This window comes from Desulfuromonas carbonis, from assembly GCF_054658035.1.
The window spans coordinates 455,064-477,706 of the sequence record NZ_BAAHXR010000003.1 but is presented as its reverse complement, the minus strand read 5'-3'; the positions used below and the strand labels follow the sequence as shown (position 1 = coordinate 477,706).

The following is a 22,643-nucleotide window of genomic DNA, read 5'->3' as shown; positions in this document are numbered from 1 at the left end:
GTCCGACCCTGAAACCTTTCTCTCGAATGGAGCGCCCCAACTATGTGTTCCCGGATCCTGGTACCCCTCCTCTGTATCACCCTGCTGGCTGCCGTCGGCGGCTGCAGCAGGTCGGAACAGCCTGCGGAAAAGACCGAACAGACCGCTGCCGCCGCCAGCCCGGCCCCGGCCGAATCCGCAGCCCAGGCCAGAGCCCTGGCAAAGGAAAAGGCCGATGCCGAGGCCAGGGTTGCCAAGCTGCTGGAGCGCGTGGTCTCCGTCCTGGACGGTTACCAGGCCTTCACGGGACATTATCCGCAGCAGTTCGAAGACTTGAACCAGGGCGGATATTTTTTTGACCTGGCCTACCTTGCCGACCTCGTCGCCCCACCTTTCAAGGCGTATATCCTGCTCGGGGGAAGTGCCCAGCCCTACCGGGTCTGGGTGGTCGACGGCAAAAACCAGGTCGCCATGGAACAGGTGGCCGGAGGCGCTCCGCAGTCTGTGGCTGCCGCCCCCCTCGGCGGCTTGGTGAAGGAATTCCAGCCGCGTTCGCTGGCGGCGAACGTCATCGGTCTCGCCCCCCGGGCGGCGGCCAAGGGGGGGGCGGGTTGACCCTTCCCCCGGCGCAGATGGCCGCAGCGGACCATGGTGGCGGAGTTGCCCGAGCGGCCCGGGAACTCGGGCTCCCGCCGGAGGCGGTCCTCGACTTTTCCGCGAGCATTAACCCGCTGGGGATGCCGCCCACCGTCCTTGCCGCCGCGCAGGCCTCGCTCCCGCGGGCAGTTCATTACCCCGAGATCGATGCTGCCGCCCTCCGCGAGGCGCTGGCGGATCATCATGGCCTGCGTCCTTCCCATCTCCTCCCGGCAGCCGGTTCCACCGAGCTGATCTACCTGCTACCGCGGGTGCTGCGCCCCCGGCGGGCCCTGCTGGTGCGCCCCGCTTTCAGCGAATACGCGCGAAGCCTGGCGGCCGCTGACATCCCCTGGGATGGCTTTGACCTGCACCCCGAGGACGGGTTTGTCCTCGAACCGAAGCGGCTCCTCGCCGCACTGCGCCCGGAGACCGAACTGGTGCTGGTGGCCAACCCGGGTAACCCCCACGGCACCGGCATCGACCTGCAACGCCTCGAAACGGTTGCCGCGGCGCTGCGCGGCCAGGCGCTGCTGGTGGTCGATGAGGCGTTCATCGACTTCTGCCCCGATCGTTCGTTGCTGCCGCGGGTCGCGGCCCACGACAACCTCTACCTGTTGCGTTCCCTGACCAAGTTTTACGCCATCCCCGGATTGCGCGCCGGCTTTCTCGCCGGCCCGGAGAAGGGGGTCGCCCGGCTGGCAGCGGCCCGCGAGCCCTGGACCCTCTCCACCCCGGCGCTGGCGGCGGCGGAAGCCTGCCTCGCCGCGGCCGACTTCCGCCGGGCGACCGCCAGGTTCCTCCCGCCGCTGCGCCAGGCGCTCGCCGCCGGTCTCGAGGCGCTGGGACTGAAGGTCTTTCCCGGCGCGGCCAATTTTCTGCTGGCGCGGCTGCCGGCGACAGCGCCCACGGCGACGGCGGTGGCGGCCAGCCTCTACCGACAGGGTATCCTGGTGCGCCCCTGCGCCAACTTCCCGCCCCTCGATGATCGTTACCTGCGTTTTGCGGTTCGGCCCGATGAGGAACAGCAGCGGCTGGTCGCGGCCCTGACCCCTGTTCTGGCCGCTCCGGGCGGCGGTGACCCGTGAGCCCGGCTGCGTTCCCCCCTTCGCCCCTCCCCTGGTCGCCCGGGACCCGACCGCTGATGCTGGCACCGCTGCAGGGGGTGACCAACCGCGCCTTGCGCGCCTGGTTCTGCACCCACGTTCGGCCCGATGTCGTCTTTACCGAGTTCCTGCGGGTGAAAGGGGGGGCGCGCGGCCAGCTGGCGGCGGCCGACCTGCGCGAGATCGTGCCGCCGCCCGCCGGGGTGCCGCTGGTGGTGCAGTTGGTCGGCCACGACCGGGACGGACTGGTAGCTGCCGCCCGGGCCGCCCGTAGCGCCGGGGCGACCCATCTCAACCTCAACATGGGCTGTCCCTACGGCCGTATGAGTTCGGCGCTGACCGGCGGTGGCATGCTGCGGCGGCCCGATCTCCTCCCCGAGCTGCTGGCGGCGCTGCGGGCGGCGGTCGATTGCAGCCTGTCGGTCAAGCTGCGCGCCGGTTACGACGATCCGCGGCAGATCTTCGACCTATTGCCGATGCTGGAGCGGGCACGGATCGATTTTCTCGTCCTCCACCCGCGCACCGTCGTGCAGCAGTACGCGGGTGCGGCCGACCACCAGTTGACCGCCGCCGTGGTCGCGGCGACCCCCCTGCCGGTCATCGCCAACGGCGACATCATCGATGCCAGTCAGGGGCAGGCGATTCTGGACGCCACCGGGGCGGCGGGGTTGATGCTCGGGCGCGGCGCCATCGGCGACCCGCAGCTTTTCACCCGGCTGCGCCAGGCGGTGCCCGAGGAACCGGCTGCTACGCTGCGACGGGCTGACCTGCATGATTATCTGCGGGATCTGGCGGCGGACTACCGGGAGCTCTTTTGCGGGGAGACCCAGGTTCTGGCCAAACTCAAGGAGGTTCTGGCCTTTATTGCCGAACCGGAGCTGGCGGGGGTGGTTCAAGGGCTGCGACGCAGCAAATCGCGGCAGGAATTTGAGCTGGTGCTGGCGACCTTGATCGAGGCGAAGCCCGGTCAGTAGAGGGGGACCAGGGCGTAGCCCTTCTGCTGCAGGGCCATCAAGGAAATCAGGACGTTGCCGACCGGCTCCAGGCCAGGCAGCAGGTGCTGGTTATCGACCTTGAAAATCCGCGTGGCGATGGAACAGACACTGAACCGGACTCCGTCCTTCTGCAGGCTGAGAATCAGTTGGCCGACCGCTTCCAGCTGCTTTCTTTCGTCACTCTCCAGGTCCTTGTTATCGGTGGTGAGAAGGGTGACGGCCGGGCCGCGGAAGAGGACGACCAGGTCGGGCTTGACCCCCTGGTGCAGCAACCCCTCCCGGGTTTCGGCGACCAGTTTCAGGGCGCCGAGCAGTGTGTCGGGGCGGGAGCGGCTAATGTCGAAGACGCCGCGGGCTGCACTGATTCCCTGCAATGCCTGGGCATCGTCCGGTGCCGGTTCGGCGGCCTGAAGGGGCAAGACCGTCAGGCAGCAGGCGAGAAGGACAGTGCCCAAAGCGAGGAGAAATGCGGGTCGGTTCATGCGGGGCTCCTGCTCGGCGGTGGCGGGAGGGAGATGGCTCTCTCTTCGACTTCGTGTTCCCCGGCGCCGGCAGTTAATGGTGTTGAGGGCTGTCGGATGCGGGGGGCTGCAGCGCCTCCGGTGTTGCCCGGACCCGGTCTCCCGGGTGCAGTTTGCCGCGGATGGTTCGGGTGATTTCAACCTCGTAGGTTTCGCCGAAGAAGTGAAAGTCGGTCACCACGCCGCGGTAGTGGGTTCGAGGGGTCAGGATTTCGCACTCTTCGCCAATGTGGCTTTTATAATCGTGCCAGAAGCTCATCTTCACTCCTCCCTGCGAGGTTTGTGATTAAATGTAGCAACATATCCTCCTCCGTCAACGCCGGTGGCGGCGTTCAACGTCGCCATCCTCGCGAAGCCGGAATTATTATCAGGAGCCCACCATGTCCGTCTTTATAGCCCTGGGCAGTCTCATCGCCCTGCTGGGGGTCGCTCTCGGCGCCTTCGGCGCCCATATTCTCAAGACCCGGATCGGTCCGGAACTCTTTACCGTCTACCAGACCGCTGTCCTCTATCACCTGGTGCATGCCCTCGGCCTGATCCTGATCGGCCTGCTCTGCCAGGCGTATCCCGGCAACCGTTTGCTCCACCGGGCCGGCTGGACGCTGCTGGCAGGGACCGCACTTTTTTCCGGAAGTCTCTACCTGCTGGCCGTGACCGGCGTGCGCTGGCTCGGGGCAATCACCCCGCTGGGCGGGGTCGCCTTTCTCGCCGGCTGGGGGCTCGTCGCCGCGGCAGTCCTGGTCACCAGGGCTGCTCCGCAGCCCCCGGGAGGGAAATCATGACCCAGGAAACGCCGATCTGGTTCCGCGAGGTCACGGTGGCGGACCTGAACCGCCTGGCCGGCAACAACATGGTCGCCCATCTCGGCATCGAATTTACCGCCATCGATGCCTCCTCGTTGACAGCGCGCATGCCGGTCGACCGCCGCACCCGCCAGCCCGCCGGGCTGCTGCATGGCGGAGCCTCGGTCGCGCTGGCGGAAACCCTCGGGAGCTTTGCCGCCTACCTCACCGTCGATGAATCCCGTTTCAGCTGCGTCGGTCTGGAGATCAACGCCAACCACGTCCGCGCGGTGACCGATGGTTGGGTTTTTGGCACCACCCGCCCGCTGCACCTCGGCGGACGGACCCAGATCTGGGAGACCCGGATCGTCGATGAGCGGAAAAGCCTGGTCTGCGTTTCGCGGCTGACGATTGCCGTTCTTGCCACCCCGCGACCCTTGGGGCAGCCAGCGCCAACGGGAACTGGCGATAGCGCAGGCAGGAAATAAAGTCTTAACAAATCCAAATGGTTGAATCGTGGATTATGGATATGTCCGGTTGACCGGGCGGGCCGCTTCCTTTATATATGGAGGGGTGGCTCGAACCCGCTGATTTTATTTCTTACCCGTCAAGGAGTGTCGCCATGTCATCGATGCGCTGCGCAAGAGCTTTGCTGCTGGTTCTCCTCCCCGTCTTCGCCGGTCTGCTGTCCCCTGCCACGGTGCCTGCCGCCGATACCATCAAAATCGGTGTCGCCGGTCCCCACACCGGTGACCTCGCTCCCTACGGCATCCCGACCAAGGAAGCGGCCGAGATGATCGCCGCGGCGGTCAATGCCAAGGGGGGGCTTCTCGGCCGGCAGATCGAACTGCTCCCCCTCGACGACCAGTGCAAGCCGGAGATCGCGACCAATGTTGCCACCAAGCTCGTCTCCGACGGTGCCCGGGTGGTCATCGGCCATGTCTGCTCCGGGGCCACCAAGGCGGCGCTCGGGATTTACAAGGAAGCCGGGGTGATCGCGATTTCCCCTTCGGCAACCAACCCGCCCCTGACCGAGAGTGGCGACTACCCCAACTTCTTCCGCACCATCGCGCCGGATGATGAGCAGGGGAAGCTGGCGGCCACTTTCGCCACCGACAAGCTCGGCGTCAAAAAGATCGCCATCATCCACGACAAGGGGGATTACGGCAAAGGCTTTGCCGACTTCGCCAAGTCTTTCGTCGAGGCTGGTGGCAAGGCAAAGATCGTGATGTATGAAGGAATCACCCCGGGAGCGATGGACTACTCGGCGGTGGTGCAGAAAATCCGCCGCGAAGGGGCGGATGCGGTGATCTTCGGCGGGTACCATCCGGAGGCATCGAAGCTGGTCGGCCAGATGAACAAGAAACGCGTCAAGATCCCCTTCATCGGCCCGGATGGCATCAAGGGCGTCGGTTTCCTGGAGATTGCCGGCAAGGATGCCGAGGGGGTCTACGCGACCGGCCCGATGGATGTCAGCAGGTTCCCCGAGAACCAGGCGGCGCGCCAGGCGTACCAGGCCCGCTACGGCAAGGAGCCCGGAACCTTTTTCGACCAGGGGTACGCGGCGATGCAGGCGCTTCTGGCCGCCATCCAGGCATCTGGCGGCACCGATTCCGCCGGTCTCGAAAAGGCTCTGCACAACAATTACGTCGATACCGCGGTCGGCCGCATCAGGTTTGACGCCAAGGGGGATGCCGAAGGGGTCGGCTTCTCGGTCTACCAGGTGAAGAACGGGGTTTTCGAGGAAGTGAAATAAGAGGAGCTGCCACAGGTCTTTATGGGGCCTGTGATTTACTGCCATGGACTATTTCCTCGAACTCTTCTGCAGCGGCCTGACCCGTGGCAGTATCTATGCCCTGATTGCGCTGGGCTACACCATGGTCTACGGGATCATCCAGCTGATCAATTTCGCCCACGGCGAAATCTATATGATCGGGGCCTTCGTCGCCCTGATCGTCTCCGGAGTCTTGACTATCTACGGCTTTTCCGGGGTCTCGATCCTGGTGCTGGCTGCCGTGATTGCCATGATTTACGCCGCTGCCTACGGCTACACCCTGGAGAAGATCGCCTACCGTCCCCTGCGCAACGCGCCGCGCCTTTCACCGCTGATCAGCGCCATCGGCGCTTCCCTCTTCCTGCAGAATTATGTCCTGCTCGCCCAGACCCCGGATTTCCTCCCCTTTCCCGAACTGGTGCCGGAATTTGCCTTCATGGAGCCGGTCGCCCATATCGTCGGCAGTGCCGAACTGCTGATCCTCGTCGTCTCCGCCGTCACCATGATCGGGCTGACCGTGCTGATCAAGTACACCCGGATCGGCAAGGCGATGCGGGCGACCCAGCAGGATATGACGATGGCCCGGCTCGCCGGGGTCAATGTCGACCGGGTGATCTCCATCACCTTTGTCATCGGCTCGGTGCTGGCGGCGATCGGCGGCGTGCTGGTCGGGTCCTATATCGGCCAGATCAACTTCTACATCGGCTTCATGGCCGGGGTGAAGGCCTTCACCGCCGCCGTTCTCGGCGGCATCGGCAATGTCCCCGGCGCGGTCCTCGGCGGCCTGGTCCTCGGCCTGACCGAATCCTTTGCCGCCGGTTATATCTCGAGCGCCTACGAGGATGTTTTTGCCTTTGGCGTCCTCGTCCTGATCCTGGTCCTGCGCCCGGCCGGGCTTCTGGGCAAGGCGGTCAGGCAGAAGGTCTGATCCTTAGCGCGGTGCAGCCGCACGGTTGAATGATGCTGAGTTACTGCAAAAAATCGTTGGGCATCGCCCTCTGGTTCGTCTTTTTGACCTTCCCCTTCATGGTGGTCAGGGTCAATACCCTCAAGGATATCGTCGAGTGGCGCTGGCTCAACATGCTCTGGGTCGCCATCGGCGCCTTCCTCCTCGCGCTCGCCTGGCAGTTGGCCCGTTCCCGCCAGGCCGGCGGCGACCGCAGCGAAGCTTCGGGAGCGGCGGAAACAACCCGGGGACTTGGTCGGCGCCTCCTCGCCGATCCGCAGCTCTATCGGCCCCTGCTCGGGCTGCTGGCCGCGGCGGCGCTGTCCTTCCCCTGGTTGGTCGACACCTACCAGGCCAACATCATGGTGCTGGCGCTGATCTTCGTCGTCCTCGGCCTCGGCCTCAACATTACCGTCGGCCTGGCCGGCCTGCTCGACCTCGGTTATGTCGCCTTTTTTGCCGTTGGCGCCTACACCTATGCCCTGGTCAACCAGCAGACCGGTCTCGGCTTCTGGGCCTGCCTCCCCCTCGGCGGCCTGGCGGGCTGCTTTTTCGGGGTGCTGCTCGGCTTTCCGATCCTGCGCCTGCGCGGAGATTACCTGGCGATCGTCACCCTCGGTTTCGGCTCGATTGCCAAGATCGTCATCGAGAACTGGGAAGCGGTGACCGGCGGCGCCCAGGGGATTGCCAATATCCCCCGTCCCGGGCTCTTCGGCCTGGAGATGAGCATCGACGCGGTGACCACCTACACCTATTACCTGATGATCGGGATGGTCCTTTTCACCATCTTCGTCACCAACCGGCTCAAGGATTCGCGCATCGGCCGGGCCTGGATGGCGCTGCGCGAGGATGAGATCGCCTGCGTCGCCATGGGGATCGACATGGCACGCACCAAGCTCTCGGCCTACGCCCTCGGCGCCTTCTGGGCCGGTCTGGTCGGGGTGATCTTCGCCGCCCGCAACACCTACATCAACCCGAACAGCTTTACCTTCATGGAATCGGCAATCGTCCTGTCGATCGTGGTCCTTGGCGGCATGGGGTCGATTGTCGGCGTGATCATCGCCGCCCTGGTCCTGATCCTGCTCCCCGAGTACCTGCGCGCCTTTTCTGAGTACCGCATGCTGATCTTCGGCGCCGTCATGGTCCTGATGATGATCTTCCGCCCCCAGGGCCTGATCAGCAACCAGCGCCGCAGCTACCAGCGGCCCGCCGCGGCCGGGGAGGGGGGAAATGACTGACCGCGCCACGCCACTGCTGGAGGTAAAGGAGCTGACCATGGACTTCGGCGGTCTGCGCGCCGTCGACCATGTCAACCTGCAGGTTTGTCGCGGCGAGATCGTCGCCCTGATCGGCCCCAACGGCGCCGGCAAAACCACCTTCTTCAATTGTGTCACCGGCATCTACACCTCGACCTCCGGGGCGATCCTGGTGCATCCGCCGGGGGGACGAACCCAGAAGATCAACGGCTTGAAGCCGAACCGGGTCACCACCATCGGCATGGCCCGCACCTTCCAGAATATCCGCCTCTTCCCGGCGATGACGGTGCTGGAGAATGTCATGATCGGCTGCCATTGCCGCACGACGACCAACATCCTCGGCGCCATCCTGCGCGGCGCCGCCACCCGGCGCCAGGAGCGGGAGACGGTGGAGAGGAGCTACCAGCTGCTGGAAAAGGTTGGCCTCAAGCCGTTTGCCGACGATTTTGCCCGCAACCTTCCCTACGGCGCCCAGCGCCGCCTGGAGATCGCCCGGGCGATGGCGACCGATCCTTTTCTGCTCCTCCTCGACGAACCGGCTGCCGGCATGAACCCCCAGGAGACCCGTGAACTCGATGCCCTGATCGTGCGCATCCGCGACGAGGGGAAGATGGCGATCCTGCTGATCGAGCACGACATGAAGCTGGTGATGAATATTTCCGACCGGATCTACGTGATGGAGTACGGCAAGGAGATTGCCGCGGGGACGCCGCAGCAGGTCCGTCACGACCCGAAGGTGATCGAGGCGTATCTCGGGGAGGATGTGGATGCTTAGGCTGGAAAAGGTCTCGACCTGCTACGGGCAGATCCAGGCGCTGCGCGAGGTCACCATCGATGTCGCCGAGGGAGAGATCGTCACCCTGATCGGCGCCAACGGCGCCGGCAAGTCGACCACCCTGATGTCGATCTGCGGCATTACGCCTCCCCGCAGTGGCGAGGTCGTCTTTCGCGGCACTTCCCTGCGCGGGTTGCCTGCCGACCAGATCGTGGCCCTGGGGATCAGCCAGGTCCCGGAAGGACGCCGCATCTTTGCCAATATGTCGGTACTGGAGAATCTGGAGATGGGGGCATTCCTGCGCCGGGACCCGGCGGGTGTCCGCCAGGACCTGGCCTACGTCTTCGACCTCTTCCCGATTCTAGCCCGTCGCCGCCACCAGGCGGGGGGAACCCTCTCCGGCGGCGAACAGCAGATGCTGGCGATCAGCCGGGCGCTGATGGCGCGGCCGCGCCTGCTGCTGCTGGACGAGCCGTCGCTGGGCCTGGCGCCGCTGGTGATCAAGCAGATTTTCGAAATTATCGCCAAGATCAACCGCGACGGAACCACGGTCTTCCTGGTCGAGCAGAACGCCATGCAGGCCCTCAAGCTCGCCGACCGCGGCTATGTCATGGAGAACGGTCGCATCACCTTGATGGACCGGGCCGATAATCTGCTCAACAACGACCAGGTCCGCAAAGCCTACCTCGGGCTCTGATCCCCTCTTGCCCCGGTTTTTTCAGTCTTCACCGCCCCTCCCGATCTGATCGGCCAGTAACGACTCCAATTCATCCAGTAACGAGAGCAACTGCGGCGTTCTTCCTTCGGTCAGGGCATCCCTGGCCCGGGCGATCTTGACCAGGGCGTCGGCGGTCTGCTGCTGGCTCAGCCCCAGCTCAACCAGTTTCGGCAGGGCGCTGCGGTAGTTGAACTCCAGTTCGTTGAGCTCGTGGCTCACTTCCTGCCAATTCTCCCTGCTCACCGCCAGGCGCGCGATTTTCAGGTCGTGGCGGACGACCAGCAGGGTCGGCGGGGTCGGGTAGCCGGTGCTGGTGAGAAGTTCAAGCAGGTCCTTGCGCAGCCCGAAGTAGGCGCGATAGCTGGTGGCGGTTTGCCGACGCGCCAGTTCTTGACGCAGTTTGGCGAGGCGCTGCCGGGCCTCTGCCAGGCCGGTCGCGGCCGATTGCGGGGCAGCCGCCGCGTAGCTTTCCAGGTGGCGGCCGATAGCGGCGCTCTGTTTTTCGGCCAAAAGCCAGTCCCCGGCCTCGATCTGCTCCTCGATGGCCAGGGTTTCCTGCAGGGCCCTGACGAGGGGGGCGGGGCCAGATTCGGCCCGGCCGGGACGCGGTGAAACCAGCAGCAGCCCGGCCAGGACGATGGTGAAAAGGGCGCGATACATCAGGACTCCGCGAAGGGGGCAGGGGGAGGCGGCAGCCTTTCCGGCGGATTTCTGCTGCCGATACGCTGCCAGTTTAATCCAGATTGGATGCGGGGGCAATCCGCTCAGGGGCGCGGGGTCTCCTGGCGGTTGCAGACCGGACAGCCCTGCAGGCGCAGCGGCTTTTCCAGGTGGCTGGCGGCGAGGAGGGGCGCGTCGCCGAAGATCGTCTCGGTGGGGCCATCGGCGGTCACCCGGCCGTCATGAATGACGATGGTGCGCCGGCAGAGATCGAGGACCATGTCGAGGTCGTGGGTGGCGATGATCTTGGTGTGCCGGAAGGAGGCGAGACGTTCGATCAGCAGGCGCCGTGCCCGTGGATCGAGCCCGGTGGTCGGCTCGTCCATGACCAGGATGTCCGGGCTCATGGAGAGGACCGAGGCAATCGCCACCGCCCGCTTCTCACCGCCGGAAAGGCGATGGGGAGGGCGCTCCCGCAGATGGAGGGCGTCGACCTGCTGCAACGCGGCACAGACGCGCTCCTCCACCTCCTCCGGAGGGAAGCCGAGGTTGAGGGGGCCGAAGGCGACATCCTCCTGAACGGTCGGCATGAAGAGCTGGTCGTCGGGGTCCTGGAAGACCATGCCGACGGTGCGGCGGATATCCTGCACCGTCCCCTTGTTGAGGGGGAAGTCGCCGATGCGGACCTCCCCCTGCTGCGGGGTGAGGTAGCCGTTGAGGTGCAGCAGCAGGGTCGATTTTCCGGCGCCGTTGGCGCCGACAATGGCGACCGATTCACCATGGTGGATGCTGAAGGAGACCCCGCGCAGCGCCTCGGTGCCATCGGCATAGCGGTAGCGCAGATCGTCGACGGCGACAATGTGATGACTCATCGGAACAGCTCCGTAACCCAGCTCCCGAGGAACTGCGGCAGGTTGACCAGGCGCAGCAGGACGAAGAGGGCCGTCCAGCCACCGGTAAAGAGAAGTTCGGCGCGGCCGATGTGAAGCCGGCGCAGGGAGCGGATTTCGCCGTTGAAACCACGGCAGAGCATCGCCAGGTGGACGCGCTGGGCGCGGTCGAGGGTGCGCAGCAGCAATTGCCCGACCATCTGGCTGAAAATCTTCATGCCGAGTCCGCGGCCGTGAAAGGAGCGCAGCGCCCGGGCGCGGACCATGCGCATCGCCTCGTTGATGAGGACGAAGAGGTAGCGATAGAGAAGGAGGAGTTGCACGGCAAAGACCCGTGGCGCGCCAATCCCCTCCAGCGCCATGCAGACCCCGGGAAAGCTGGTGGTAGCGACCAGGATCAGGGCGATGCCTATGGTCAGGACAAAGCGCAGCAGGATCGAGGCGAAGGAGACCCAGCCGCCGCTGATCGCCAGGGGCCCGAGCTGCAGGAGGATCTCGCGGTCGAAAAGGGGGTTGAAGATGCCGATGAAGATCGCGAAAGGGGCCACCACCAGCAGGCGCTTGGCCAGGAAACCGAGGGGCAGCCCGGCGCGTCCCGCCAGCGCCAGCGGAAAAATCAGGAAGGGGAGGAGGGCGGAAATCGTGTACTTGTCGAAGGAGGCAACGCAGACGATGAAGACCAGGCAGGTCACCAGCTTGGCGCGGGGGTCGAGGCGGTGCACGGCGGAATCGCCCTGGGCGAGGGTGTCGAGGGCGCCAATGTCGAAAATGGTGGAGTCGATGCCGGCCATGGTTGCCTGTCGGGACGAAGTTGGTGGTTGCCGGGTGGTTACGAATGCATGTTTCGTGCTACCCGGCGGCATCCGGACGCCGGGGTCGGGCGGTGGTGCCGGGAGAGTGTCAGGAGAGATCCGTGCCGGTGGTGCTGGTCACCAGTTTGCCGTGCTTGACCCCCTTGGTGCCGATCAGTTCATCGGCGAGCCGCTTGACGTCGGAGGCCCGGCCGCGGACCACGACCACTTCGAGACAGTGGTGGGCGTCGAGGTGGACATGGAGGGCGGAGACGATAGCGTCGTGGTGGGAGTGCTGCTGCTCGGTCAGCTTGTCGGCGAGATCCCGGGTGTGGTGATCGTAGACCAGGGTCACCGTGCCCACCATCTCCTTGTCGTCCCGCGCCCAGTCCTCCTCGACCAGCGCCGCACGGATCAGGTCGCGGATCGCCTCCGAGCGGTTGACGTAGCCCTTGGTGGTCAGCAGGCTATCGAAGCGGTCGAGGAGCCGCTGGTCGATGGAGATGCCAAAGCGGGTCAGGTCGGCCATATCGCCTCCTTGCGGCGGGGGACTGGGTGAAACCACCGACTGTTTAGCATGGGGTCCTGGCGAGGGTCAAGGATATTGCGGGGTTGGCCGGCCCGTCCACCGCCTGTCCACAGGTTTTTTCACAACATCTAGTGGGTTAATCCTGGCTGACTATCCAGATATAGTGTTTTTTTGCCTTGACACCACCCGCCGCTGTGCTAGATTCGCACCTGTGTGATGTTTTTGGCAACAATTCCTGCCGCCAGGCGGGTTGCTCCGGGAGGGTGGAACCATGATTGACTTTATCCGCAAACGTGACGGCCGGCTGGTCCCCTTCGAGGCCGGCAAGGTGACCGAGGCGATCTCCAAGGCGGTGCGCGCCGTCGGCGGCAGCGACATGGACAAGGCCGCCGGGATCACCCGCCAGGTCCAGGGGATTCTCGAAGTCCTCTACAAGGACGGGCGGGTGCCGACCGTCGAGAACGTCCAGGACCTGGTCGAGAAGATCCTGATCGAGAACGGCCACGCCAAGGTGGCCAAGGCCTACATCCTCTACCGCCAGCAGCACGAAAGCCTGCGCAAGACCAAACAGTTCATGAAGGAGTCGATCGAGGCGATCGATTCCTACCTCACCCAGGAGGACTGGCGGGTCAACGAAAACGCCAACATGGGCTACTCGCTGCAGGGGCTCAACAACCACATCGCCGCCAACATCACCAGCAACTACTGGCTCAACAAGATCTACCCCAGCTACATTGCCGATGCTCACCGCGAGGGGGATTTTCATCTCCACGATCTCGGCATGCTCAGCGTCTACTGCTGCGGCTGGGACCTCAAGGATCTCCTCCTCAAGGGCTTCACCGGTGCCTACGGCAAGGTGCAGAGCGCCCCGGCCAAACACTTCCGCACCGCCCTCGGGCAGACCGTCAACTTCTTTTATACCCTGCAGGGCGAGGCTGCCGGCGCCCAGGCCTTTGCCAGCTTCGACACCCTGCTCGCCCCCTTCATCCGCTACGACGGCCTCTGTTACGCCGAGGTCAAACAGTCGCTGCAGGAATTCATCTTCAACATGAACGTGCCGACCCGGGTCGGTTTCCAGACGCCCTTCACCAACATCACCCTCGACATGACGCCGCCGAAGAGCATGGCAAGCGAGGCGGTGGTGATCGGCGGTGAGCTGATGGATGCCACCTACGGCGAGTTCCAGGCGGAAATGGACCTTTTCAATCGCGCCTTCTGCGAGGTGATGATGGAAGGGGATGCCTCGGGGCGGATCTTCTCTTTTCCGATTCCGACCTACAACATCGTCCAGGGGTTCGACTGGGAGAGCGAACGCTTCCAGCCGATCTGGGAGATGACCGCCAAGTACGGTATCCCCTACTTCTCCAACTTCATCAATTCCGATATGGATCCCGAGGATGCCCGCTCCATGTGTTGCCGCCTGCGCCTCGATAACCGCGAGCTGCGGCGCCGCGGCGGCGGCCTGTTCGGCTCCAACCCGTTGACCGGCTCCATCGGCGTGGTTACCCTCAACCTGCCGCGCGCCGCTTATCTGGCCGATTCCAAGGAAGCTTTCTTCACTCGCATTGCCGAGTTGATGCGCCTCGCCTACGAGTCGCTGGAGATCAAACGCAAGCAGCTGGAGCGTTTAACCGAGGAAGGGCTCTACCCCTACAGCCGCTTCTACCTGGCGGGCATTCGCGAGCGCAGCGGCCACTTCTGGAACAATCATTTCTCGACCATCGGCCTGCTCGGCATGAACGAGGCGGCGCTGAATTTGATCGGGGTCGGCATCGACACCCCGCCCGGCAAGGCCCTCGCGGAGGAGACCCTCGGCTTCATGCGCCGCCAGCTCAAGGTCTTCCAGGAGGAGACCGGCCACCTCTACAACCTCGAAGCGACCCCCGCGGAGGGGACCAGCTTCCGGCTCGCCCAGCGCGACCGCAAACGCTTCCCGGAGATCATCACCGCCGGCCAGGAGGAGCCCTACTATACCAACTCGACGCAACTTCCGGTCGGTTCCACCGAAGACATCTTTTCCGCGCTGAGTCACCAGGACGGTCTGCAGACCCTCTATACCGGTGGCACGGTCTTCCACGGCTTCCTCGGTGAACGTCTCGACGACTGGCGCAGCGCCCGACTCCTGGTGCGGCGGATTGCCGAGAATTTCCATCTCCCCTACTTCACCCTCAGCCCCACCTTTACCATCTGCCCGGTGCACGGCTACATTACCGGTGAACACTTCTCCTGTCCCCATCACCAGGCCGCCTGAGCCGGCGTGGCCGGGACACCCCAATCAATCGTAAAACTTCTTAGACGGAGGGAACATGGCAACCAAGTGCGACGCGAAGACCGAGGTCTATTCCCGGGTCTGCGGCTTCTTCCGGCCGGTGCAGCAATGGAATCGCGGCAAGAAGGAGGAATTCCGGGACCGCGCCGAATATGTCCTTGGCGCGTCCAAGAAGGACTGCTGACCCGCCCATGTCGATCAAAGGCTTTCAGGGGACGAGCCTCCTCGACTTTCCGGGGAGGATCGCTTCCCTGATTTTTTTCGGCCGCTGCAACCTGAGCTGCGGCTTCTGCCATAATCCGGCCCTGGTCCTTGCCCCGGATGATTTCCCCGATATCCCCGCCGCGGAGCTGCTGGCCGAGCTCGCCGCCCGCCGGAACTTCATCGACGGCGTGGTCATCTCCGGCGGCGAACCGACCCTCGACCCCGATCTCCCCCGGCTGCTGGGAGAGATCAAGGCCCTTGGCCTTCTGGTGAAGCTCGACACCAACGGCCTGCTGCCGGGGGTACTGGAACGGTTGCTCAGCGATCGCCTCGTCGATTATGTGGCCCTCGATTTGAAGACCGCCCCGGCCCGTTACGACGAACTGCACTCTGCTCCGGTAGCCAGCGCCAACCTGCTGGCCAGCCTTCGCCTGCTCCTCGCGGCACCGATTGATTACGAGCTGCGCACCACCTGCGTTCCCGGCCTGGTGGAAGCCGCCGACCTGCACGCCCTGGGTGAGCAGGCACGTGGTGCCCGCCGCTGGTTTTTACAGCAGTTTGTTCCCCACCATGCCCTCGCCCCCGAACTGCAGGCGCTCTCCCCCCATGCCCCCGCAACGCTCCAGGAGTTCGCCCGGATCATCAGCGCCTATGCCGTTGCAACCGGCATCCGCGGGCTCTGAATCATACCGTCCTTCCTCTCCGGCAAGCCAGATTCTAGCCACAATTCTCCAGCAGGAGGTGCACTGATGGCCGTCGCAAGCAGGGCTTGGCGGTATCGGTCGAAGATGGAGCTGAGCGGGGGGCGGACGGTTGCTGGCGTTCAAAAAGAATTCTATCGGTGCCAGCAGGGCAGGTCCCGGGACGGAGTCAGTAACGCAGCCAGAGCAGGAAGGAGAAGCTGATTGCAGCGATGACCCCGGCGGCCAGGGTATAGAGGAGGTAATCGAGGAAATTGCGGTCTTTTCGATGGTTCTGGGTGGTGGTGTGGTGCACGGGGAACTCCTTGGCGACGTAGTAGGGTCGTGGGGATATGCAATAGCAACATCGGTACCAATTTGTCCGGCCGATTGACAAGTTACCGGAAAAGCACAAAAAGAAAAAAACGGAAGGTCCCTTGCCGGCGGGGCTGGGAGGGGCCTGATGCCGTCTCTTGCGGCACCAGGTGGTTTTTTCACGGAGAATCGGGTGGTGTTACGAATTCAAAGTTTGGTAGCAAAAATGCCTTGACAGCGCCAGACCGGTGGCGTAAGAAACCAGGGTGTCCTGATTTCCAGCCACGGCGGAGCGCACACTGAGCACCGCCCGGGCAAGGAGAAACATCCCATGCACATGGCCGATGCCCTGCTCTCTCCGGCGGTTGGCGGCACCTTGTGGGCCGCCACTGCCGGAACCATTGCCTGGTGTTCCCGCCGTCTCAAGCAGGAACTCGACGACAGCAGGATTCCGCTGATGGGGGTGCTGGCAGCCTTTATCTTTGCTGCCCAGATGATCAACTTCACCATCCCCGGCACCGGATCGAGCGGACATCTCGGCGGCGGCATGATCCTCGCCATCCTCCTCGGTCCCTATGCCGGATTTCTGGCGATGGCCTCAGTCCTCACGGTCCAGGCCCTCTTCTTTGCCGATGGCGGCCTGCTGGCGCTCGGCTGCAATATCTTCAATCTGGGATTTTTCCCCTGTTTTGTCGCCTATCCCTTCATCTATCGTCCCTTGGTCGGCAAGGCTCCGACGCCGCGGCGGGTTCTTGCCGGCGCCTGTGTCGCCGCCGTCGCCGGCTTGCAGCTGGGCGCCTTCAGTGTCGTCCTGGAGACTCTCCTCTCCGGCGTTTCGGCCCTTCCCTTTGGCACCTTTGCCCTGTTGATGCAGCCGATCCACCTGGCGATCGGTCTCGTTGAAGGGGCGGTGACGGCGGCGGTCATTACTTTTATCGGCAAGGCGCGCCCGGAACTGCTGGCCGCCGCGACCGTTACTGCCGCCGCTGGCGCCGGGTCGATACGACGCATCGTGCTCGGAGTGCTGCTGGCCACCCTGGTAACCGGCGGCATGCTCTCCTGGTTTGCCTCTTCCCACCCCGACGGCCTCGAATGGGCGCTGGCAAAGAGTGCCGGACCGGAAGCGCCGCTGGCGCCGCCCGCGCCGACGCGCCAGCTTCTCGACCGGGTGCAGGAGAAGACGGCGCTGCTGCCGGGATACCAATTTCGCGCTAGCGCGGATGTTCCGGGGAGAGAAGAAAAGAGCAGGGCGGCAACGAGTGTCGCCGGAATGGTTGGCGGTGGTCTGACCCTGCTGCTGGCCGTGGGGCTGGGGTGGCTGCTGCGCCGCCGCCGGGCGGTGGCGCCAAAATCGTAACCGGGAACGGTCGCATTCGCCTCCTTGCCCGGAGCTGTTAAGAAAATGAAGCGCCGCGGGCCGCCGGATTACCGGCGGCCCGCGGCGCTTGGCGTTTTCCCTTGATTCAGAGCCGTTCGCGGCGAACGAGCCGGGCGCGGGGGAGCGGCACCCGCAGACCGGAGACAGCGACCCGGCCCGATCGCCAGTCCTCTTCGGTAAGATCGAAGGGAGCGAGAAGGGCCGCCGGCGGGTCGGCGGTCAGGTAGCGGTCGAGGAGGTGGTCGACTCGCTGTTGAAAGGCCTTGCGCGAATGGCCGTGGGCATAGTTGCGCCCCGGGAAGCGGCGCAGGTCGCCGTCGCAGGCCGGTGAGATATGGTAGAGCTCGTGGAAGAGGGTGGCCAGTTTTTCACGACGGCAGAGGCGGAAAAAGCGCGGCACCAGGACCTGGATCAGGTAGAGAATCTCTTCGCCCCGGTAGTGCAGGGGGGGCAGGCGCCAGGTCTCCTGGTAGCGGCCACGGCGGCGTTGCCATTCTGCCGATCCGCCGGCAAAGCGCAGCGGCAGAATCCTGGCGTAGAGGCCATGGCTCCCCTCGGCCCGGGACCGGCTCAGGGCGAACAGAATCCGTTCCGGGACGAGGTGGCCCAGTTCCGGGACACGCTTTGCGGCGTCCCGGCAGAGATCGGCAAAGATCAGGCTGAGATCCTGGCAGGGGCGGGGTAAGGCTTCCACCGGAACCGGACGTTCAGCGTTCGGCCAGTTTGTGACAGAAGAGGCAACGGAATTTGGGCGGGTGGTTGGCCGGGAAGGGGACCCCCTGCTCGTTGTGGCACTCCCCGCAGAACTTTTCCGCTGCCTTTTTGCCGTCGCGGGGGACGATTTCGAAAAATCGCTCGTGATTGGCATCAAAAGGAATGTGCGCGGTCTTGATGCTGCCGGAAATCGAAAAAAAGATGGCCAGAACGACAACGACCAGGCCGACAAACCACAGGTCACGCTTGTTGAAACTCATTTAAACCTCGATGGAAGAGATGGATTGCGGAAGGGCTCCGTCATTCCGACTTGATGAAGAGCAGGTAGATGACAATAACGATCAGCAGTGCGCCGCCGCCGACGAAGATCAGCAGGGTCTGGTTGCCGAGACTGTCGAGCCGGGTGCCACGCTCCAGGGTGTAGGAGATAAGACCGGCGAGGCCGGTGACGCCGAGGATCGCCACCAGCAGGACCCGCCATTTCATCAGCAGGGCGAGGAGGGCGAGGCCACCCATGGCCCCAAGGAACCAGGGGTTGTGAATCAGCTCCCCGACCTTCATCTCCTGGAGGAACTGCACCACCTTGGCTGTCTCGAAGTTTTTCAACAGGTCCAGGACGGCGTTTACAGTCATCAGCGTCACCCCCCTCAAGAATCAGAACGTTTGCACCGGCAAATTCAACGACAGAGAATAACCTAGCAGGTTTTGCCGGCGCGGCCAAGAGGGAAAAGGGTATGGTTCTTGACTTTGCCCCGGGCGTTCTCCTAAGATGACGACCTGCTTGAACCCGGTCTCTGTTTCCAGCACGCACCCTTCCAGCATGGGATACCACAGGTGTCAGAACGCGCCATCGGCATATTCGATTCCGGGGTCGGCGGACTCACCGTTCTCAAGGAGATCGGTCGCCAGCTTCCCGGTGAGGCCCTGGTCTACCTCGGGGACACCGCCCGGGTTCCCTACGGGACCAAGAGCCCGGCCACCGTGCTGCGCTATGCCCTGGAGGCGGCGGCGTTCCTGGTCCGGCAGCAGGTCAAGATGCTGGTGGTGGCCTGCAATACCGCCTCTTCGGTTGCCCTGGAGGAGCTGGAGCAGCGCTTCAGCCTGCCGGTCGTCGGTGTCATCGAGCCGGGGGCAGAACGGGCCGTAGCCCTGACCCGGAGCCGCCGGGTTGGCGTGATCGGCACCGAAGGAACGGTCAAGAGTGGTGCCTACAGCCGCGCCATCCAGGCCCGTGACCCGCAGATCGCGGTCACCTCGGTGGCCTGCCCGCTCTTTGTCCCCCTGGCCGAAGAGGGCTGGGCCGGTCACCCCGTCGCCCGGGAGATCGCTTCCGAGTACCTGGCGTCCCTGATCGACCACCGGGTCGACACCCTGGTCCTTGGTTGTACCCATTACCCCTTGCTCAAGCCGGTCCTGCACCAGGTGCTCGGCCCCGCAGTGGAGCTGGTCGATTCGGCCGAGGAGACGGCGCGCCTGGTCGCGACCCTGCTCGACTCCCTCCACCTGCGCCGCCAGGGGCCGCCGCTCCCTTCCCGCTACTTCGTCACCGATGTGCCGACCCGCTTCGAACGGGTCGGGGGGGAGTTTCTCGGCGCCCCCCTGGCCGGAGTCGAACAGGTCATGATCGACTAGGAGTCTTTCCGGCCGTTGTCCCGACTGCCATGCCCCGGAGTCTGTTGATGAACCTTTCCAGCACGAGCACGCGTTGGTTGCTGATCGCGGGCATTGCCCTGCTGCTGGTAAGTAGCAGCGCGCTGTTCCTTCTGTTCCGGACGCCGGAGAGCCCGGAGCTGCCGGCGCCGTCGCCGGTGACCACCCCTGCCCCAGCAGGGCGGGAGGTGATTCTCTACTTTGGCGCCGCCGACGGTACCCACCTGGTGGCCGAGCAACGGGAACTTGCGGGGTGCCGGGATGACCAGGCCTGCCTGCGGGCGACTCTCGAAGCCCTCCTTGCAGGCCCGGTGGGAGACGGCGTCCCCATTCTCCCTGAACAGACGGTAGTGCGCGATTTGACCCTCGCCGACCAGGGGCTGGCATCGGTCAATTTCAGTTCCGAATTGATCGCCGGGCACCCCGGCGGCAGCATGACCGAACTGCTCACGGTCTACGGCATCGTCGATACCCTGGCTGTCAATTTTCCCTATCTGCGCCAGGTGCGGTTCCTGGTCGAAGGGGAGCCTGTGGCCACCCTCAAGGGGCATGTCGATCTGCGGCAGCCGCTGGCCCCCGATTTCAGCCTGACCCGCCCGCCGCTGGCAGGAAATGCCGCCACCCCGGCCTCGGCCAGGAAGGAACCATAAAGCCAATGCGGGATTTTCGCAGGGTATTGCAGGAGCGGGTGCTGGTCCTTGACGGCGCCATGGGCACCATGCTGCAGGAACGGGGACTGGCTCCCGGCGGCTGCCCGGAGGAGATGAACCTGGTCGCCCCCGCGGTGGTTGCCGGGGTACATGCGGAATATGCCGCGGCGGGCGCCGACATCATCGTCACCAACAGCTTCGGCGGCAGTCGCACCAAGCTCGCCCATTACGGTCTCGAAGGAAAGGTCGGCGAGATCAACGCCCGGGCGGTGGAGCTGGCCCGCCGGGGGGGCGGTCCGGACTGCTTCGTCGCGGCTTCCATCGGTCCGACCGGGCGGTTTCTCGAACCGGTTGGCGATGCCGGTTTTGAAGAGATGGTGGCGGTCTTTGCCGAACAGGCCGCCGCTTTTGCCGCCGCCGGGGCCGACCTGATCACCCTGGAGACCTTTCTCGATATCCGCGAACTGCGCGCGGCGGTCATCGCCTGCCGCGAAGTGGCCAAGCTGCCGATCCTCGCCCTGATGACCTTCGACGACGGCGGCCGTTCGGTCCTCGGCACCCCCCCGGAGGCGGCGGCGGTAACCCTCGACGCCCTCGGCGTCGATGTCGTCGGCTCCAACTGCGGGCTTGGCATCGATGGCATCTACCAGATCCTGGAGAAGATGCGTAGCGTCACCAGCCTGCCGCTGATTGCCCAGGCCAACGCCGGGCTGCCGCTGCTGCGGGACGGAGTAACGGTCTTCCCCGGGACCCCCGCGGAAATGACCGCCTACCACCAGCGCCTGATCGAGCTCGGGGTGCGCATCATTGGTGGCTGTTGCGGCACCACCCCGGCCCACATCCGGGCGATCCGCGCCGCCCTCGACGGCCGCAGCCAGGCCTGGACGCCCCCCGCCCGGCGCTGTTTCCTCTCCAGCCGCACTGCGGTGGTGCCCCTCGGCGGCGGCGCTCCCTGTGCCATCATCGGCGAGCGCATCAATCCGACCGGGAAGAAGCTTTACAGCCAGGAGCTGCGGGAGGGCAAGACTGCCTATATCCGGCGCGAAGCCCAGGAACAGGTGGCGGCCGGCGCGAGTCTGCTCGATCTCAATTGCGGCCTGCCGGGGATCGACGAGCCGGCGGCCCTGGAGCGGGCGGTGTATGCCGTCTCCGGCATTTCCGGCGCACCGCTGGTCCTCGATTCCTCCGACCCGGTGGCCCTCGAACGGGGGCTGCAGGCGGCGGACGGCAAGGTCCTGATCAACTCGGTCTCCGGCGAGGCGAAGAGCCTGGCGGCGATTCTCCCCCTCGCCCGGCGCTACGGCGCCGCCGTCATCGGTCTTGCCCTCGACGCCGCCGGCATCCCGGAGAGTGCCGCCGGCCGGGTGGCGGTAGCACAGCGGATTCTCGCTGCGGCCCTCGCCGCCGGTCTGCCGCGGGAGGACGTGGTGATCGACTGCCTGACCCTGACCGTCTCGGCCGAGCAGAAACGGGCCGGCGAAACCCTGGCCGCCCTGCGCCAGGTGCGGGACGAGCTCGGTCTCGCCACGGTTCTCGGGGTGAGCAACATCTCCTTCGGCCTGCCGGCGCGGCCGGTCCTCTCCGCCGCCTTCTTCACCATGGCCCTGGAAGCGGGTCTTGGCGCCGCCATTATCAATCCCAAGGACGGGCCGATGATGGACGCCTACCGCGCGGCCATGGTCCTGCTCGGTCACGACCTGCGCGCCGAAGAGTACATCGCCCATTACGGCGCCGCCCAGCTCGTTCCCCGGGCGCCGCTGGTATCCGGCTCCGTGGCGAGCGTCCGCGAGCGTCTGGCGACAGCGGTTATCGAAGGGGACCTGGAAGGGGTGACGACCCTGGTCGAGGAGGCTCTGGCCGAGGGGCTGTCGCCGCTGGAGGTGAGCAACGAAGGGCTCCTCCCCGGCCTGGAGGAGGTCGGCCGCCGTTTTGGCAAGAACCAGGTTTTCCTCCCCCAGGTGATGCTCTCGGCGGAGACGATGCAGGCGGCCTTTGCCCGTCTCAAGCAGGAGCTGCAGGGGGAGCAGGCCCGCTCCCTGGGGCGCATCCTGATGGCGACGGTCGAGGGGGATATTCATGACATCGGCAAGAACATCGTCTGCACCCTGCTCGAAAACCACGGCTTCGAGGTGATCGATCTCGGCAAGAACGTCCCCGCCCAGCGCATTCTCGACGAGGCCGTCGCCCGCGAGGTCGATGCGGTCGGGCTTTCGGCGCTGATGACCACCACGCTGCAGCAGATGGAAAAGACCATAGCCCGTTTGCGCGAAGCGGGGGTGAGGGTCTTCACCATGGTCGGCGGCGCCGTGGTCACTCCGGAATATGCCGCGGCGATCGGCGCCGATCTCTATGCCGCCGACGCCCTCGAAGCGGTGGCCCGGGTCAAGGAGTTGTTCCGCCAAAAGGCCGAATAGATTTCTTGCGT

General features: G+C 64.9%; 25 protein-coding genes and 1 pseudogene. 16 read left to right on the top strand and 10 right to left on the bottom strand.

What is annotated here, in order from left to right; genetic code table 11:
• The first annotated feature begins 42 nt into the window (after nt 1-42).
• Genes ACYQ8E_RS09165 through ACYQ8E_RS09155 form a run of 3 tightly spaced genes read left to right on the top strand, consistent with a single transcriptional unit; the run spans nt 43 to nt 2,695 of the window.
• A complete protein-coding gene (locus tag ACYQ8E_RS09165) occupies nt 43-594 on the top strand; it encodes a hypothetical protein (protein WP_459860718.1) in 552 nt (183 codons plus the stop codon).
• The gene (cobD, locus tag ACYQ8E_RS09160) at nt 591-1,703 is read left to right on the top strand and encodes a threonine-phosphate decarboxylase CobD (protein ID WP_459860716.1); all 1,113 of its coding nucleotides are present in this window, start codon (nt 591-593) and stop codon (nt 1,701-1,703) included. The genes ACYQ8E_RS09165 and cobD overlap by 4 nt, the downstream gene beginning before the upstream one ends.
• Nucleotides 1,700-2,695 carry a tRNA dihydrouridine synthase gene (locus tag ACYQ8E_RS09155; protein WP_459860715.1) on the top strand — a complete coding sequence of 332 codons (996 nt, stop codon included), beginning with the start codon at nt 1,700-1,702 and terminating at the stop codon, nt 2,693-2,695. The genes cobD and ACYQ8E_RS09155 overlap by 4 nt, the downstream gene beginning before the upstream one ends.
• Here ACYQ8E_RS09155 and ACYQ8E_RS09150 read toward each other — a convergent pair.
• Together ACYQ8E_RS09150 and ACYQ8E_RS09145 are read right to left on the bottom strand one after the other, a co-directional pair.
• The gene (locus tag ACYQ8E_RS09150; protein ID WP_459860714.1) at nt 2,689-3,198 is read right to left on the bottom strand and encodes a DsrE family protein; all 510 of its coding nucleotides are present in this window, start codon (nt 3,196-3,198) and stop codon (nt 2,689-2,691) included. The two genes, ACYQ8E_RS09155 and ACYQ8E_RS09150, sit on opposite strands and share 7 nt — an antisense overlap.
• Nucleotides 3,199-3,271: 73 nt before the next feature.
• Complete coding sequence (locus ACYQ8E_RS09145) at nt 3,272-3,496, bottom strand: hypothetical protein (RefSeq protein ID WP_459860713.1); 225 nt, start codon at nt 3,494-3,496, stop codon at nt 3,272-3,274.
• 121 nt (nt 3,497-3,617) lie between these two features.
• Here ACYQ8E_RS09145 and ACYQ8E_RS09140 point away from each other — a divergent pair, with 121 nt between their 5' ends.
• The 7 genes from ACYQ8E_RS09140 to ACYQ8E_RS09110 all read left to right on the top strand — a co-directional run bounded on the left by ACYQ8E_RS09140 (nt 3,618) and on the right by ACYQ8E_RS09110 (nt 9,467).
• Complete coding sequence (locus tag ACYQ8E_RS09140; protein ID WP_459860712.1) at nt 3,618-4,019, top strand: DUF423 domain-containing protein; 402 nt, start codon at nt 3,618-3,620, stop codon at nt 4,017-4,019.
• Complete coding sequence (locus tag ACYQ8E_RS09135) at nt 4,016-4,507, top strand: hotdog fold thioesterase (RefSeq protein WP_459860711.1); 492 nt, start codon at nt 4,016-4,018, stop codon at nt 4,505-4,507. The genes ACYQ8E_RS09140 and ACYQ8E_RS09135 overlap by 4 nt, the downstream gene beginning before the upstream one ends.
• A gap of 143 nt (nt 4,508-4,650) precedes the next feature.
• Complete coding sequence (locus ACYQ8E_RS09130; RefSeq protein ID WP_459861579.1) at nt 4,651-5,775, top strand: branched-chain amino acid ABC transporter substrate-binding protein; 1,125 nt, start codon at nt 4,651-4,653, stop codon at nt 5,773-5,775.
• Nucleotides 5,776-5,818: 43 nt separating this feature from the next.
• Nucleotides 5,819-6,721, top strand: coding sequence for a branched-chain amino acid ABC transporter permease (locus tag ACYQ8E_RS09125; protein ID WP_066728486.1), 903 nt, complete (start codon nt 5,819-5,821; stop codon nt 6,719-6,721).
• Nucleotides 6,722-6,750: 29 nt separating this feature from the next.
• Nucleotides 6,751-7,977, top strand: a complete 1,227-nt coding sequence (gene livM, locus ACYQ8E_RS09120; protein WP_066728484.1) for a high-affinity branched-chain amino acid ABC transporter permease LivM — start codon at nt 6,751-6,753, stop codon at nt 7,975-7,977.
• Nucleotides 7,970-8,770 carry an ABC transporter ATP-binding protein gene (locus ACYQ8E_RS09115; protein WP_066728482.1) on the top strand — a complete coding sequence of 267 codons (801 nt, stop codon included), beginning with the start codon at nt 7,970-7,972 and terminating at the stop codon, nt 8,768-8,770. The genes livM and ACYQ8E_RS09115 overlap by 8 nt, the downstream gene beginning before the upstream one ends.
• Nucleotides 8,763-9,467, top strand: a complete 705-nt coding sequence (locus ACYQ8E_RS09110) for an ABC transporter ATP-binding protein (protein WP_066728480.1) — start codon at nt 8,763-8,765, stop codon at nt 9,465-9,467. The genes ACYQ8E_RS09115 and ACYQ8E_RS09110 overlap by 8 nt, the downstream gene beginning before the upstream one ends.
• Before the next feature lie 21 nt (nt 9,468-9,488).
• Here the strand turns inward: ACYQ8E_RS09110 and ACYQ8E_RS09105 are convergent, their stop codons facing one another.
• The 4 genes from ACYQ8E_RS09105 to nikR all read right to left on the bottom strand — a co-directional run bounded on the left by ACYQ8E_RS09105 (nt 9,489) and on the right by nikR (nt 12,358).
• Complete coding sequence (locus tag ACYQ8E_RS09105; protein WP_459860710.1) at nt 9,489-10,148, bottom strand: hypothetical protein; 660 nt, start codon at nt 10,146-10,148, stop codon at nt 9,489-9,491.
• Between the two features lie 104 nt (nt 10,149-10,252).
• Nucleotides 10,253-11,020, bottom strand: coding sequence for an energy-coupling factor ABC transporter ATP-binding protein (locus ACYQ8E_RS09100; RefSeq protein WP_066728475.1), 768 nt, complete (start codon nt 11,018-11,020; stop codon nt 10,253-10,255).
• Entirely contained in the window at nt 11,017-11,829 is an 813-nt protein-coding gene (gene cbiQ / locus ACYQ8E_RS09095; protein WP_066728473.1) for a cobalt ECF transporter T component CbiQ, read from the bottom strand. Before cbiQ ends, ACYQ8E_RS09100 begins: the two co-directional genes overlap by 4 nt.
• Before the next feature lie 109 nt (nt 11,830-11,938).
• On the bottom strand, nt 11,939-12,358 hold the full coding sequence (nikR, locus tag ACYQ8E_RS09090; protein WP_066728467.1) for a nickel-responsive transcriptional regulator NikR: 420 nt from the start codon (nt 12,356-12,358) through the stop codon (nt 11,939-11,941).
• A gap of 271 nt (nt 12,359-12,629) precedes the next feature.
• Here nikR and ACYQ8E_RS09085 point away from each other — a divergent pair.
• Both ACYQ8E_RS09085 and ACYQ8E_RS09080 read left to right on the top strand, forming a co-directional pair.
• A pseudogene (locus tag ACYQ8E_RS09085) lies at nt 12,630-14,811 on the top strand (ribonucleoside triphosphate reductase).
• Between the two features lie 7 nt (nt 14,812-14,818).
• A complete protein-coding gene (locus tag ACYQ8E_RS09080; RefSeq protein ID WP_459860709.1) occupies nt 14,819-15,514 on the top strand; it encodes an anaerobic ribonucleoside-triphosphate reductase activating protein in 696 nt (231 codons plus the stop codon).
• A 187-nt stretch (nt 15,515-15,701) separates the two neighbouring features.
• Here the strand turns inward: ACYQ8E_RS09080 and ACYQ8E_RS09075 are convergent, their stop codons facing one another.
• Entirely contained in the window at nt 15,702-15,827 is a 126-nt protein-coding gene (locus ACYQ8E_RS09075) for a hypothetical protein (protein ID WP_257722360.1), read from the bottom strand.
• 330 nt (nt 15,828-16,157) lie between these two features.
• Here ACYQ8E_RS09075 and ACYQ8E_RS09070 point away from each other — a divergent pair, with 330 nt between their 5' ends.
• On the top strand, nt 16,158-17,183 hold the full coding sequence (locus ACYQ8E_RS09070) for an energy-coupling factor ABC transporter permease (protein ID WP_459860707.1): 1,026 nt from the start codon (nt 16,158-16,160) through the stop codon (nt 17,181-17,183).
• Between the two features lie 106 nt (nt 17,184-17,289).
• Here ACYQ8E_RS09070 and ACYQ8E_RS09065 read toward each other — a convergent pair whose 3' ends face one another.
• The 3 genes from ACYQ8E_RS09065 to ACYQ8E_RS09055 are packed head-to-tail and all read right to left on the bottom strand — an operon-like array spanning nt 17,290 to nt 18,551.
• Nucleotides 17,290-17,898 (bottom strand): putative metallopeptidase, encoded by a 609-nt coding sequence (locus ACYQ8E_RS09065; protein WP_066728461.1) that lies wholly within the window; start codon nt 17,896-17,898, stop codon nt 17,290-17,292.
• 13 nt (nt 17,899-17,911) lie between these two features.
• Complete coding sequence (locus tag ACYQ8E_RS09060; RefSeq protein WP_066728460.1) at nt 17,912-18,178, bottom strand: hypothetical protein; 267 nt, start codon at nt 18,176-18,178, stop codon at nt 17,912-17,914.
• A gap of 40 nt (nt 18,179-18,218) precedes the next feature.
• Nucleotides 18,219-18,551: a hypothetical protein gene (locus tag ACYQ8E_RS09055; RefSeq protein WP_066728458.1), complete on the bottom strand. Its 333-nt coding sequence runs from the start codon at nt 18,549-18,551 to the stop codon at nt 18,219-18,221.
• Nucleotides 18,552-18,752: 201 nt separating this feature from the next.
• On the opposite strand from ACYQ8E_RS09055, the gene murI reads away from it, so the two are divergent.
• The 3 genes from murI to ACYQ8E_RS09040 are packed head-to-tail and all read left to right on the top strand — an operon-like array spanning nt 18,753 to nt 22,632.
• On the top strand, nt 18,753-19,550 hold the full coding sequence (gene murI, locus ACYQ8E_RS09050) for a glutamate racemase (protein ID WP_459860706.1): 798 nt from the start codon (nt 18,753-18,755) through the stop codon (nt 19,548-19,550).
• Nucleotides 19,551-19,597: 47 nt separating this feature from the next.
• Nucleotides 19,598-20,218: a GerMN domain-containing protein gene (locus ACYQ8E_RS09045; protein WP_459860705.1), complete on the top strand. Its 621-nt coding sequence runs from the start codon at nt 19,598-19,600 to the stop codon at nt 20,216-20,218.
• Nucleotides 20,219-20,223: 5 nt separating this feature from the next.
• On the top strand, nt 20,224-22,632 hold the full coding sequence (locus tag ACYQ8E_RS09040; RefSeq protein WP_459860704.1) for a homocysteine S-methyltransferase family protein: 2,409 nt from the start codon (nt 20,224-20,226) through the stop codon (nt 22,630-22,632).
• Nucleotides 22,633-22,643 lie beyond the last annotated feature (11 nt).